The organism is Microvirgula sp. AG722 (assembly GCF_003269145.1).
Lineage (GTDB): Bacteria > Pseudomonadota > Gammaproteobacteria > Burkholderiales > Aquaspirillaceae > Microvirgula > Microvirgula aerodenitrificans.
In genome coordinates this window covers 87,990-101,387 of sequence record NZ_QLTJ01000003.1, presented here as the reverse complement: position 1 = coordinate 101,387, position 13,398 = coordinate 87,990, and the positions used below count along the sequence as shown (strand labels likewise).

Here is a 13,398-nt window from a genome sequence, read left to right as displayed (position 1 = left end):
ACGCATGCTGACCTACACTCCGCCCCGCATGGACACCGCCCCGGCCACGAATGAAAAGCCGTGGATGCTGCTCCTGCTCTGCTTCGTCTGGCTCTGGCCCGGCATCTTTGGCCATGCGCCGTGGAAGCCGGACGAAGGCTATGTGGCAGGGGTGGTCCAGTCGATGCTGGAGGACGGGCACTGGCTGGTGCCGACCATCGTCAACGTACCGTATCTGGACTCGTCGCCGCTGTACTACTGGGTGGCGGCGGGTTTTGCCTGGCTGACATCGCCGATTCTGCCGCTGGCGGACGGCATGCGGCTGGCGACGCCGTTCTTCATGGTGTTCGCGCTGTGGTTCGTCGGTCTGGCCGGCCGCGACCTGCTCGGCCGTCGCTACGGCCGCTCGGTGGCCATGCTGCTGCTGGGCTCACTGGGTCTGATGACTTTCGGCCATGCGGCGTCGCCCGACATTGCCACCTTCTGCGGCTTTGCCCTGGTGCTGTGGTCGCTGTCACTGTCGCGCTCGCACGGCTGGCTGGCCGGGCTGCTGTTCGGCATCGCCACCGGCATGCTGGCGCTGTCGGCGAGCATGCTGGAACTGGGGCTGGCCTGGATCATCGCGCTGCTGCTGTTTGCCTTCAAGGCGTGGCGAACGCCGGAACACGTCAAGGCACTGGCGGTGGCGCTGACCGTGGGTCTGCCGCTGGCGTTGGCCTGGCCGCTGGCACTGACCGAGGTCGACCCGGCCCTGGCCAGCTACTGGTGGCGGCACCGGGCGCTGGGTACGTTCCAGGGCTTCGGGCGGACTGCGTTCCTGCATGACTTCGGCTATTACCTGCAGATTTTCCCCTGGTTCGCGATGCCGCTGTGGCCGCTGAGCCTGTGGACGCTGTGGCGCCGTCGTGCGGCCCTGTCGTCGCCGGCGCTGCAGCTGCCGATGCTGTTCTTCGTCGTGCTGGCCGTCATGATGACGCTGTCTCCGGTCCAGGCGCAGGAACTGGCACTGCCGTGGCTGGTGCCGCTGGCGGTGCTGGCGGCCGCCGAGCTGGACACGCTGAAGCGCGGCGCGGCAGCCTGCTTCAACTGGTTCGGCCTGATGACCTTCGGCCTGATCGCCGCCTTCATCTGGCTGGGCTGGGTTGCCCTGAACTTCGGCTGGCCGGCGCGGCTGGCCGAGCGGGCGGCGTTCTTTGCGCCGACCTACAAGGCCGAACTGAACCTGCCGATGCTGCTGGTCGCCTGCGCGGCGACGCTGGTGTGGCTGTGGGCCGTGACGCGCCGCAATCTCGAAGGGCGCAAGGCGTCGACCAACTGGGCGGCCGGCGTGACCCTGATCTGGGCACTGGCGGCCAGCCTGTGGCTGCCCTGGATCGACATCCAGAAAAGCTACGCGCCGCTGATCTCGCAGCTGCGACCGGCGGCGCCGACCGACAGTTGCATGGTGACCGATGCCGGCCTGTCGTTTATCGCCCTGGCGCGCTATCACGGCGGCCTGATCCTGCATCCGGACAGCGGGGCGCATGCTGACTGCCGCTACAGCCTGGTGATGCGCTATCGCGACAGCGACCGGCCGGCCAACTGGGTCTGGACCGGCCAGCGTCCGGGCGATCGCAAGGAGTTCTACTACCTGATCCGGCGCTGACCGCCCGCGGGCCTCAGTCCGCCAGTTCCGGCCGGTCGACGAACTCCCGCAGCGCCTCCGGGTTGGCCAGTGCACCCAGATTCAGCACCGGCTCGCCATGGATGGTGTTCTTGACCGCCAGCTCGACAATCTTGCCCGACAGCGTGCGCGGGATGTCGTGGACCTGGGCGATGCGGGCCGGCACATGGCGCGGACTGGCGCCTGAGCGGATCTGCTGGCGGATGCGATCGCGCAGTGCGTCATCCAGCGTGATGCCATCACGCAGCCGCACAAACAGCACCACGCGCTCGTCGCCGTCCTGGCGCTGGCCGCAGGCCAGGCTTTCCAGCACCTCATCGATCTGCTCGACCTGACGGTAGATTTCCGCCGTGCCGATGCGCACCCCGCCCGGGTTGAGCACCGCGTCGGAACGGCCGTAGATGATCACGCCGTCGTGCGCGGTCAGTTCGGCGAAATCGCCATGGCACCAGATGCCGGGGAAGCGGGCGAAATAGGCCGCATGATATTTGCTGCCGTCCGGGTCGTTCCAGAAGCCGACCGGCATGCACGGGAACGGCTTGCGGCACACCAGCTCGCCTTTTTCCTCACGCACTGCCCGGCCCTGCTCGTCGGTGATCTCCACCGCCATTCCCAGCCCCCGGCACTGCAGTTCTCCACGCCAGACCGGCAGTGTCGGGCAGCCGAGCGCAAAGCACGACACGATGTCGGTGCCACCGGAAATCGATGCCAGCTGCAGATCGGCCTTGATGTCGCGATAGACATAATCGAAACCTTCGGCCACCAGCGGCGAGCCGGTCGACATCAGCACGCGCAGGGCATCCAGTTTGTGGCTGACGACTGGTTTCAGGCCGGTCTTGTGTGCCGCGTCGAGATACTTGGCCGACGTGCCGAAATGGGTGCCCTGCTCGGCGGCGAACCAGTCCCACAGGGCGCTCCCCCGGCTGGCGAACGGCGAGCCGTCGTACAGCAGCAGGGTGGCGTCGCTGGCCAGCCCGGTCATCAGCCAGTTCCACATCATCCAGCCGCAGGTGGTGAAGTAGAACAGGCGGTCGCCCGGTCGCACATCGGTGTGCAGCTGGTGTTCTTTCAGGTGCTGGAGCAGGGTGCCGCCGGCCCCGTGCACAATGCACTTCGGCTTGCCGGTGGTCCCGCTGGAAAACATGATGAACAGCGGCCGGTCGAAGGCCCCGCGATCGAAGGCGATATCACCGGCAGCATACGGGGCAATCCAGTCGTCCCAGCGCTGCGTGCGGGCATCGGTCGGCATGCCGGCCGGCACATACGGCACCACCACCACCCGTCGCACGTCCGGCAACTGCGCCGCGATATGGTCGACCCGGGCCGCGACATCGACCGCCTTGCCGTTATACAGATAGCCATCGGGCACCAGCCAGACCGTTGGCCCGATCTGGCCGAAACGGTCCAGCGCGCCATCGGTGCCGAAATCCGGCGAGCACGACGCCCAGATCGCGCCGAGGCTGGCGGTGGCCAGCATGGCGATCAGCGTCTCCGGCAGGTTTGGCAGCATGGCGCCGACCCGGTCGCCGGGACCGACGCCGTCGGCGGCCAGTGCCTGTGCGACCCGGCTGACCGCGTCGTAGAGTTCGCGGTGGCTCAGACGGCGGCTGACATGGCCTTCGCCGGAAAACACCACGGCTGGCCCGTCATCGCGCCGGCGCAGCAGGTTTTCCGCATAGTTCAGCTCGGCCTGCGGGAACCAGCGTGCGCCGGGCATGGCTTCGCCGTTTTCCAGCACGACCTCTCCCTTGCTGCCGATGACACCGGTGAAATCCCACAGCAGATCCCAGAAGTCGGCGCGCTGGTCGACGCTCCATTGCCAGAGCGCCGGGTAGTCGGCAAAGGTCCGGCCGCTGCGGGCCTCGGCTTCGCGGGTGAAGGCGGTCAGCCGGCTGGCGGCAATCCGCTCCGCCGACGGGGTCCAGATGGGCAGGGTATCGTTCATGCTGTGTCTCCTCTTGCGGTCTTCGCCGCATGGGTGTTGCCGATCGTCGTGTACGGCTGACCGACCCGCGTCAGGCGTCCGGGTGATACAGGGTGCGCAAGGCCTCCGCCGTCATTGGCGCCAGGCCCAGTGATTGCAGCCGTTCGGCAATGCCGCGCACCAGTGCGGCGTTGTCGGTGGCCGTGCTGCCGTCCGGCAGCAGCATATTGTTCTCGAAGCCGACCCGCACGTGGCCGCCCAGCAGTGCCGCGGTCAGTGCGCAGCCGGCCTCGCGTGCGCCAAACGCACACATCGACCATGGCACCCCGGCCGTCAGTTCGCCACCACCATGCCATGCCGCCAGGAACGGCAGCAGGTCGGATGGTGCCGAACGTTGCCCCTGGCTGTAGCGGCCCAGCACGAACAGCACACCGTGTCCTGCCGGCGGAATCAGGCCGCGCCGGCGCAGGTCGAGATAGCGCAGCACGTCGCCGTCCGAATACAGAATGTACTGTGGGACGATGCGTTCACGGGCCATCCAGCAGAAGAAGTCGGCGGCGTCGGTCTCGTGGCCGGCATCCGGCACGAGTTCACGCAGCGCGACCGACACCGCTTCCGGGCGCAGCTCGCGCACCATGGCGATCTGTTCCGGCGGGGCGTAGATGCCGACCGCCTCGCTGGTCAGCTGCAGCACCAGCGCGTCACCGACACTGCGGCGCACGGCCTCGATGGCCGGGCGGTAGTCGGCGGCGGCCAGGCTGTGGCGACCGTCGGCGCGGCGGACGTGCAGGTGCAGCATGGCGGCGCCGGCGTCCAGGCAGTCGCGGGCGCAGGCTGCGAGCTCATCCGGCGTGACCGGCAGGGCCGGGTGGTCAGCCCGGGTCTTGCGCGCGCCATTCGGGGCGACGGCAATGGCGACGGCGGGCAGGGCAGAGGTATCTGTCATCGGCTCAGCTTTCGGCGATGGCGGCATCGATGGCATCGCCAAGCAGGGCGACGATCAGCTCGATGTCTGCTTCGGTGCAGATGAAGGGCGGCGCCAGCAGCACATGGTCGCCACGCTGGCCGTCGACCGTGCCGCCCATCGGGTAGCACAGCAGGCCGCGCTGCATCGCCAGTTGCTTGATCCGGGCATGCAGCCGGCGCGACGGCGCGAACGGTTCCTTGCTGTGACGGTCGGCCACCAGCTCGACACCGACGAACAGGCCACGACCGCGGATATCGCCGACGTGCGGATGGTCGGCGAAGCGGGCGCGCAGGCTGGCGCGCAACTGCTCGCCGCGGGCGCGGACATTGTCGAGCAGGTGATCGTCGGCGATGACCTGCTGCACTTCGAGCGCGGCGGCGCAGGCAATGGCATGGCCAATATAAGTGTGGCCATGCTGGAAGAAGCCGGAGCCCCCGACAATGGCGTCGTAGATCCGGCGGCTGGCCAGCATGGCGCCGATCGGCTGGTAGCCGGCGCCGAGGCCCTTGGCGATGCAGAGGATGTCCGGCGATACGCCGTCTTCTTCGCATGCATACAGGTAGCCGGTGCGGCCCATGCCGGACATGACTTCGTCGAGAATCAGCAGTACGCCGTACTTGTCGCATACGGCACGGATTTTCTGCAGATAGCCACCGACCGGGGCCAGCGCCCCGGCGGTGGCGCCGACCACGGTCTCGGCCACGAAGGCGGCGACCTTGCCGGCACCGAGTTCGACAATGCGCGCTTCCAGTTCATCAGCAAGCCGTTGAGCATACTGCTCCGCGCTCTCGTCCTCGCGCTGGTCGCGGTACGGATAGCACGGTGACACATGGTGACCGGGTACCAGAATCGGCAGGAATGGTTCGCGCCGCCAGGCGTTGCCGCCGATGGCGAGGGCGCCGAGCGTATTGCCGTGGTAGCTCTGGCGCCGGGCAATAAAGTACTGGCGATCGGGCTCGCCGGTTTCGACAAAGAACTGGCGGGCGAGTTTCAGCGCTGCCTCGACGGCTTCCGAGCCGCCGGAAACGAAATAGGCCTGGTCCAGACCGGCCGGGGCGTGCTCGATCAGGCAGTCAGCCAGGGCCTCGGCCACTTCGGTGGTGAAGAACGAAGTGTGTGCATAGGCCAGCGTCTGTGCCTGCTGCTGGATCGCCTTGATGATGCGCGGATGGCCGTGACCGAGGCAGGACACGGCGGCGCCGCCGGACGCATCCAGATAGCGGCGACCGGTGCTGTCGATCAGATAGATGCCTTCGCCGCCGACGGCGGTCGGCAGCTGCTGGCGTGGATTGCGGTGAAAAATGTGGGACATGATGCGGCTCCGGGGTGGGGCGGTTTGCATTTGCTTCGGGCGCACGTTCCCCGTTGCGGCCGGAAAGGCCGCGACAGGAGGGCTGCGGGGAGCGAGCGGGGCCGGAAACTAGCGGCTGGGCGCGATTTCCAGGGTATGAGTTGGGGGCGCGGCGGCATTGCCGCCCTGGTGCACGTTCAGGACCACGCGATCGGATTCGAGCCGGAAGATCGCGCTGGCCAGTGTGTTCTCGTCGTCAGGGTCGGCCGGATCGTCGCGGAAGATCGGCAGGCCGTCCGCGGCGCGGTCGGTCAGGGCGGCGCAGATCTCTTCGCCACCCGCCTGGGCGGGGAACGCGGCGGTCAGGCTGTCGATGCGCACCTGGCGGTCGTGCGATGACTCGGTGATCACCTGCGGCTCGGCCTGCGCACCGGGATGGATGCGGTGGTTGGCATGGCCGTAGACGCCGGATACCGGCTGGACCGAGCAGGCGCGCGGCGTGGCCTCGACACTGAACATGCGCGCGTCGCCGCACTGACCCAGCGTATGGTGGAAGGCACCGGCGCGCGGCAGGCCGGACAACAGGTCGAGTGCCGCATCCAGCGTCGTGCAGTCCAGCACGGCGCGGCTCAGGAACTGGCGCGGCAGGCCGTCCAGCGTCTCGACCATGCGCAGATTGTTGATGGTCTGCACCAGGCCGGCGCGGTTGACCGCGAATGTGTGGCCGGGTACCGAGCCGGGGTAGCAGAAACTGACAAAGCCCGGGGCATCATCAAGATGCACGTCTGCGATAAAACAGTGACCCTGGACATACGGGTCACCGTCTTCGTTATGACCTATCCACTGCCGCCCGGGCCGGTTGATCGCTGCCGTGGTGCAGCCGTCCGGCGTGCGGCCGACCAGATCGCCACGGCAGTTCCACAGGAACAGGTCGTGCATCGGCATGGCAAGCCCTTCGGCCATGCCGGACAGCTCGTCCCAGACCAGCGGCAGATGCCGCTGTGCGGCCACGGCCAGCCGGTCGAGTCGCGGGTGATCGCGCCAGGCCTGCAGTGCATGCCAGGTCCGGCTCTGGTCGAGACAGTCGCGCATGACCGGGCGGGCGAGTTCGCCCAGCACGCGGCCGACATGGCGCGGCGTGCCGTCAATGCGGACCAGGGGCAGGGAAGGAGGTAGTGTCATTTTACGTGCTGGAGGAAGTCGCGCAGCCGGGTGCTTTGCGGGTTGTCGATCAGCGAGGCGGGCAGGCCGTCTTCGACGATATGGCCGCCTTCCATGAACAGCAGCCGGGTGCCGACGCGGCGCGCGAACTCGATCTCGTGCGTGACCACGACCATGGTCATGCCCTCGTCGGCCAGCGTCTGCATGACCTTCAGCACTTCCTGGCGCAACTCGGGGTCCAGCGCCGAGGTCGGCTCGTCGAACAGCATCAGCTTGGGCCGGATTGCCAGTGCGCGGGCGATGGCCACGCGCTGCTGCTGGCCACCGGACAGCTCGTGCGGATAGTGGCCGGCACGCGGGCTCAGACCGACCTTGTCCAGCAGTGCCTCGGCCTGCGCGCGCGCCTCGCTGCGCGACGTGCCGCGTACCCGGATCGGGCCGAACATCACGTTTTCCAGCGCGGTCATCTGCGGAAACAGATTGAACTGCTGGAACACCATGCCGGCTTCCAGCCGGATGCGGTGGATGTCGGACTGCGAACCGCGAACGCTGAGCCCGTCGACGATCAGATCGCCGCCATTGATGGTTTCCAGCACATTGATACAGCGCAGCATGGTCGACTTGCCGGAGCCGGACGGGCCGATCACGACGACTTTCTCGCCCTGTTCGATCGACAGGTCGATGTCCTGCAGCACGACATTGTCGCCAAAGCACTTGGTGACCTTGCGAAACTCGATCATGCTCATAGGATGTGCATCCTCTTTTCCGTGATGCGCAGGATCAGGCTCAGCACACCGGTCATTACCAGATAGAACACTGCCACGGCGGACCAGATTTCAACCGCGCGGAAGTTGCCGGCCATGATTTCCTGCCCCTGACGGGTCAGCTCGCCGACGCCGATGACGATGAACAGCGAGGTGTCTTTCAGGCTGACGATGCACTGGTTGCCCAGCGGCGGAATCATGCGGCGGAACGCCAGCGGGCCGATGATGAAGATCAGCACGCGGTAGAACGGCATGCCCATGGCCAGCCCGGCTTCCTTCAGCCCGCGCGGGATCGACAGGAAGGCGCCGCGCACGATCTCGGCAATATAGGCGCCGGAATTGATGATGATGGCGGTCACGGCGGCGGTCACGCCGTCAATGCGGATATCGGCCACCAGCGGCAGTGCGAAGTAGATGAACATCACCTGGACGACGATAGGCGTGCCACGAATCAGTTCAATGTAGATCTGCGCCAGGGCGTTGAGCCACAGCGGGCCATAAGCGCGTGCCAGACCGGCCAGCAGGCCGACGGTAAAGCCGCCGGCAAGGCCGATCAGGGCGATGATGACAGTCAGCTTGGCGCCGTCGAACAGGCTCGGCAGCGCTTCGATGACCACGGACCATTGAAAGTCCATAACGGGTCCCCTTGATGCTTGTGTGTTTCCTTCCCGATGCCGAGGGTGGCGTCGGACGGGACGTTCCGGTGGATACGGTCGTCCCCGGCCGCTGCACAAGGCGGCGACCACTGTCTGGCACGATGGCCGGGGACGACATTGTCCGGGCGGATCAGGCCGTCAGGCGGCCTGATTTCCCGGTGGCAGGACTCAGGCCTTCGGTGCGGTGCCGAACCACTTCTTGTAGATGGCGTCGTAACGGCCATCAGCCTTGATCTTCTTCAGTGCGGCATTGACCTTCGGCACCAGCGGGGACCCCTTCGGGAAACCGATGCCGTAGAAGTCGCCACCCTTGACCGACTGGCCGACGACCCGGACCGCGCCCTTGCCGGCCGTGTTCACGTAGTAGAGCACGTTCGGCGTGTCGTGCACGGCGGCGTCGACGCGGCCGGTGCGCAGTTCGAGATAGGCGTTGTCGATGTTCGGGAACAGGCGCAGTTCCTTCGACTTCACGTTCGCCTTCAGGTAGTCGGCGGTGGCGGTGCCGGTCTTGGCGGCGATGATCTTGCCGTCCAGATCCTTCACCGTATTGATGGTCTTGTTGTTCGCACTGACCATGGCCAGCAGACCGCTCTCGTAGTACGGATCGGAGAAGTCGATGACTTTCTTGCGGTCTTCGCGAATGGTGATGCCGGCCAGGGCCACATCGATGTTACGGGTCTGCAGGCCAGGCACGATGCCGTTGAAGTCCATCGGCTGCAGCTTGTACTTGACACCGATGTCCTTGGCGATCTCGTTCCACAGGTCGATGTCGAAACCGACATATTTGTCACCCTGTTTGAATTCGAACGGCACGAACGCGGTGTCGCAGGCGACGACCAGTTCCTTTTCCGCTGCCTTGACCGGCACGGCAGCGACGAGGGCAAGGGCGGCACCGATAGCAAGCAATTGTCTGCGTAACATTGATAAATCTCCAAAGGCTCCAGGATGGAGACGCGCCGGGGAATCCGGCGTGTCGCGACTCAGGCGGTGTGCCACCTGTTTTGTTATGGTTTGCGGTCCGTGGACGGACCTGTTGTGTCGAATCCGAAGGGTGATCGTATCAGTCACCGGCCTCGTCGGCATGCTTGTGTTCGAGACGACCTCCTCTGGGCGGCGCCGCGCGGACAAAAGCGCGGGCCCGCTTGAGCTGGGCATCGCTGGTGGCCAGCCGGTTGAAAGCCTCGGCGCCGGCCAGCCGGTACCAGCGCAGCAGCAGCGCATCGAGCATGGCCATTGGCGCCGCGAACGAGTGGAAGAACGACGGAATCTCGACCGGCGCGACCAGCAGCACGTCGGCCAGCTCATGACCGGGTGCGAGCGGGCTGTCGGTCAGGTAGATGATGCGGGCGCCCCGCTCGTGGGCACAGTACAGCCCTTCGACCACCGGTCGCGTGTACGGATCGAAGGTCATGGCCAGCACCACGTCCTCCGGCCCGACATGGCGCAGGCCGTCGTTCAGCGTATCGCCGATGCCGTAGATGGGTACGATGCGGTCATCGAACAGCTGGGCGATATAACAGAAAGTATGAGCGAGGGCGACGCCGCTGCGCGCTGCAAACGGGTGAATTCGCCGGGCGCTGTGCAACAGGCGGGCTGCGGCATCGAGCTCGTCATCACCGCAGCGGGTGAACATCGATTGCAGATGGCCGAGCAGACTGCTGCCGATGCGTTCGCTGTCCGATGGCGTGCCGTTGCCGGGCGTGCCCAGCATGCCGACCCGCTGGCTGAAGCCGCCGGGCTGGCGCAACTGGTTCGCACAGACACGCCGCAGGGCGGCAAAGCTGTCGAAATCGAGTGCGCGGGCCAGTCTGGAGAACGTGGCGATGGGCAGGCCGAAACGGCTTGCCAGTTCGCGCAGCGGCAGCAGCGCGAAATCCTCGACGTTCGGCTCGATCAGGGTTGCCGCCCGGGCCAGTTGTGGGGACAGGCCCGGCACTTTCTGTGCGAGCAGGATACAGAGTTGATCGAAGTCGATGGGGGCTTCTGCCGGCATGGGATTTTCTGCGAAATTTTTTTCAAGAGTAAGTTGATGAAAAAAATGGATCAAGTGTTTTGTTATTTTATTGTCAATGTCATTCCCTGACATCATAGGCTTGTGAAGCCAATACTGCCTTAGCAACCTTGCTGACGGGTGAACGTCCCAGGCGTTCGCAGATAAAAACCGCCGTTTCGACCAGCGATACCAGATCGACGCCGGTGTCGACGCCCAGTCCGGCGAACAGGTGAACCAGATCCTCGGTAGCCACGTTGCCGCTGGCGCCGCGTGCATACGGGCAGCCGCCAAGGCCGCCGACCGAAGCATCGAAAGTGGCCACGCCTTCGCGCCATGCCGCGTAGACGTTGGCCGCCGCCATGCCCCAGGTGTCGTGAAAATGGCCAGCCAGCCGCTCCATCGGCACCCGTGCCGCCACCGTGCCGATCAGTCGCCGCGTCGCCTCCGGCGTGCCGCGGCCGATGGTGTCGCCGAGCGAGATCTGTTCGCAGCCCATGTCGGACAGTCTGGCGGCGACATCGGCCACGGCTTCGGGGGCGACCTCGCCCTGATAAGGACAACCGAGTACACAGCTGACATAACCGCGGACGCGGATTCCGGCAGTGCGGGCGGCTTCGACCACCGGCTGGAAGCGCTCAAGGCTTTCCGCGATCGAACAATTGATGTTCCGGCGCGAGAACGCCTCGCTGGCGGCGGCAAACACCGCGATGTCGCGCACGCCGGCAGCGCGGGCGGCGTCGAAACCGTGCAGGTTCGGCGTCAGTACCGGATAGCGGACCGGGCCATTGAAATCCAGCGCGGCCAGCACCTCGGCCGTGTCTGCCATCTGCGGCACCCAGCGCGGCGACACGAAACTGCCGGCCTCGATGAGGGTCAGGCCAGTGGCCGCCAGGCGGCGGATCAGTTCGATCTTGTCGGCGGTACTGACCGGCGCGGCCTCGTTCTGCAAGCCGTCGCGCGGGCCGACCTCGACCAGGGTGACACGGGAAGGGGGCATCGGATTCTCCTTGGCTGGGCAGGGTGCGTCAGGCGGCGACGAAGTCGAGCAGGTCCGCGCCTTCGCCGACCTGTTCGCCGGCGGCAAAATAGAACTCGGACACGCTGCCGCTGCTCGGCGCGGTGATGGTGTGCTCCATCTTCATCGCTTCGAGAATCATCAGCGGCGCGCCTTTCTCGACCGGTCGGCCGGCTTCGGCCAGTACGGCGACCACGCGGCCGGGCATCGGAGCCCGCAAGTGGCTCTCGGTCTGCGTGTCATCGGCAATGACCGCCAGCGGATCGACCCGCCGCAGTGCCTGCCGGCCCTGTGGTCCGTACACGATGTACTGCTCGCCGTCACGGATCAGCGTGACCGGCACCCGGTGGCCATCGATGTGCAGTACCCGCTGTTCGCCTTCTCCGGCCAGCATGCCGCAGTGGGGGATATCGTCCAGCGTCAGCCGGGCACCGTCATTGTCATGGCGGACATGCACCGCGTGCTCGCGGCCATCGGCGGTGACGAAGCGCAGCGTGCGCTGGCCGGGCTGGTTCAGGCGCCAGTCGGGCCGGACCTTCCAGGCGTCCTGACTGGTGCCGGGCTGGCATTCGGCCAGTGCGGCAGCCAGCAGCGCCACGTCGGCCGCGGGCGTGGTGGAAGGGAACAGGGCATCGTGATGGCGCTCGATCAGTCCGGTGTCCAGGTCGGCCCCGGCAAAGGCCGGGTGCGTGATCAGCCGGCGCAGGAAGTCGATATTGGTGGCGACACCGACCACCCGCCAGTCGGCCAGTGCCCGATCGAGCCGGGCCAGCGCGGCATCGCGGTCTTCCGCCCAGACGATCAGCTTGGCGATCATCGGGTCATAGAACGGGGTGATGCTGTCTCCCTCGGCCACGCCGCTGTCGATGCGTACCCCGGTGCCGGCCTGCGGCGGACTCAGCCGCCGCAACTGGCCGGTGGCGGGCAGGAAGCCGCGTTCCGGGTCTTCCGCATACACCCGTGCCTCGATCGCATGGCCATGCAGCGTCAGCGCCGATTGTGCGCAGGGCAGCGGCTCGCCGGCCGCGACCCGCAACTGCCACTCGACCAGGTCCAGCCCGGTGATCATCTCGGTGACCGGATGTTCGACCTGCAACCGGGTGTTCATTTCCATGAAGTGGAAGCGGCCATCCGGTTCGACGATGAATTCGACGGTGCCGGCGCCGACATAGCCGACGGCGCGCGCCGCATTGCAGGCGGCTTCGCCCATTTCGCGACGGCGCTCGTCGCTCATGCCGGGTGCCGGCGCTTCTTCCAGTACTTTCTGGTGGCGGCGCTGTACCGAACAGTCGCGCTCGAACAGGTGGACGCAGTGGCCGTGGCTGTCGGCGAATACCTGCATTTCGATATGGCGCGGGCGCTGCAGATAGCGCTCGATCAGGACGCGATCATCGCCGAAGCTGGCCGCCGCCTCGCGCCGGCACGAGGCCAGCGCGTCGTCGAATTCCGCCGACGTGCCGACAATGCGCATGCCCTTGCCGCCGCCGCCGGCCGAGGCCTTGATCAGCACCGGGTAGCCGATGTCGTCGGCGCGGGCGTGCAGGGTGGCGCTGTCCTGGGCGTCGCCATGGTAGCCGGGCACCAGCGGCACGCCGGCTGCTTCCATCAGCCGCTTGGCTGCCGACTTGCTGCCCATGGCCGCGATGGCCTCGACCGGCGGGCCGATAAAGACGACACCGGCCTCGGCGCAGGCGGCGGCAAAGCCGGCGTTTTCCGACAGGAAGCCATAGCCCGGATGAATGGCCTGCGCGCCGCTGCGACGGGCGATGTCGAGGATCAGGTCGCCACGCAGGTAGCTGTCTGCTGCCGGGGCCGGCCCGAGTCGCCAGGCTTCGTCAGCGTCGCGCACGAACTGCGCGTCGCGGTCGGCATCGGAGTGCACGGCCACGGTACGGATGCCGAGCCGCTTGCAGGTGCGGATGACGCGACACGCGATTTCGCCACGGTTGGCGATCAGGATCTTGCTGAACATGAAAATTCTCCAG

11 protein-coding genes are annotated in these 13,398 nt (G+C 66.5%); 1 reads left to right on the top strand and 10 read right to left on the bottom strand.

The window, feature by feature from the left end:
- The first annotated feature begins 4 nt into the window (after nt 1-4).
- Entirely contained in the window at nt 5-1,624 is a 1,620-nt protein-coding gene (locus DFO50_RS06465; protein ID WP_112692215.1) for a glycosyltransferase family 39 protein, read from the top strand.
- Nucleotides 1,625-1,637: 13 nt separating this feature from the next.
- Here the strand turns inward: DFO50_RS06465 and DFO50_RS06460 are convergent, their stop codons facing one another.
- The 10 genes from DFO50_RS06460 to DFO50_RS06415 all read right to left on the bottom strand — a co-directional run bounded on the left by DFO50_RS06460 (nt 1,638) and on the right by DFO50_RS06415 (nt 13,385).
- Nucleotides 1,638-3,587, bottom strand: coding sequence for an acetoacetate--CoA ligase (locus tag DFO50_RS06460; protein ID WP_112692214.1), 1,950 nt, complete (start codon nt 3,585-3,587; stop codon nt 1,638-1,640).
- Nucleotides 3,588-3,657: 70 nt separating this feature from the next.
- On the bottom strand, nt 3,658-4,512 hold the full coding sequence (locus DFO50_RS06455) for a 3-keto-5-aminohexanoate cleavage protein (protein WP_028498201.1): 855 nt from the start codon (nt 4,510-4,512) through the stop codon (nt 3,658-3,660).
- Between the two features lie 4 nt (nt 4,513-4,516).
- The gene (locus DFO50_RS06450; RefSeq protein ID WP_112692213.1) at nt 4,517-5,845 is read right to left on the bottom strand and encodes an aspartate aminotransferase family protein; all 1,329 of its coding nucleotides are present in this window, start codon (nt 5,843-5,845) and stop codon (nt 4,517-4,519) included.
- Between the two features lie 108 nt (nt 5,846-5,953).
- The gene (locus DFO50_RS06445) at nt 5,954-7,006 is read right to left on the bottom strand and encodes a C45 family peptidase (RefSeq protein WP_051528661.1); all 1,053 of its coding nucleotides are present in this window, start codon (nt 7,004-7,006) and stop codon (nt 5,954-5,956) included.
- Nucleotides 7,003-7,725, bottom strand: coding sequence for a glutamine ABC transporter ATP-binding protein GlnQ (gene glnQ, locus DFO50_RS06440; RefSeq protein ID WP_107890252.1), 723 nt, complete (start codon nt 7,723-7,725; stop codon nt 7,003-7,005). Before glnQ ends, DFO50_RS06445 begins: the two co-directional genes overlap by 4 nt.
- Nucleotides 7,726-7,727: 2 nt before the next feature.
- Nucleotides 7,728-8,384: a glutamine ABC transporter permease GlnP gene (glnP, locus tag DFO50_RS06435; protein WP_028498205.1), complete on the bottom strand. Its 657-nt coding sequence runs from the start codon at nt 8,382-8,384 to the stop codon at nt 7,728-7,730.
- Nucleotides 8,385-8,573: 189 nt separating this feature from the next.
- Nucleotides 8,574-9,326 carry a glutamine ABC transporter substrate-binding protein GlnH gene (glnH, locus tag DFO50_RS06430; RefSeq protein WP_028498206.1) on the bottom strand — a complete coding sequence of 251 codons (753 nt, stop codon included), beginning with the start codon at nt 9,324-9,326 and terminating at the stop codon, nt 8,574-8,576.
- 139 nt (nt 9,327-9,465) lie between these two features.
- The gene (locus tag DFO50_RS06425) at nt 9,466-10,398 is read right to left on the bottom strand and encodes a MurR/RpiR family transcriptional regulator (protein WP_112692212.1); all 933 of its coding nucleotides are present in this window, start codon (nt 10,396-10,398) and stop codon (nt 9,466-9,468) included.
- Nucleotides 10,399-10,477: 79 nt separating this feature from the next.
- Nucleotides 10,478-11,395 (bottom strand): hydroxymethylglutaryl-CoA lyase, encoded by a 918-nt coding sequence (locus DFO50_RS06420; protein WP_112692211.1) that lies wholly within the window; start codon nt 11,393-11,395, stop codon nt 10,478-10,480.
- A gap of 28 nt (nt 11,396-11,423) precedes the next feature.
- On the bottom strand, nt 11,424-13,385 hold the full coding sequence (locus tag DFO50_RS06415) for an acetyl/propionyl/methylcrotonyl-CoA carboxylase subunit alpha (RefSeq protein WP_112692210.1): 1,962 nt from the start codon (nt 13,383-13,385) through the stop codon (nt 11,424-11,426).
- Between the last annotated feature and the right edge of the window lie 13 nt (nt 13,386-13,398).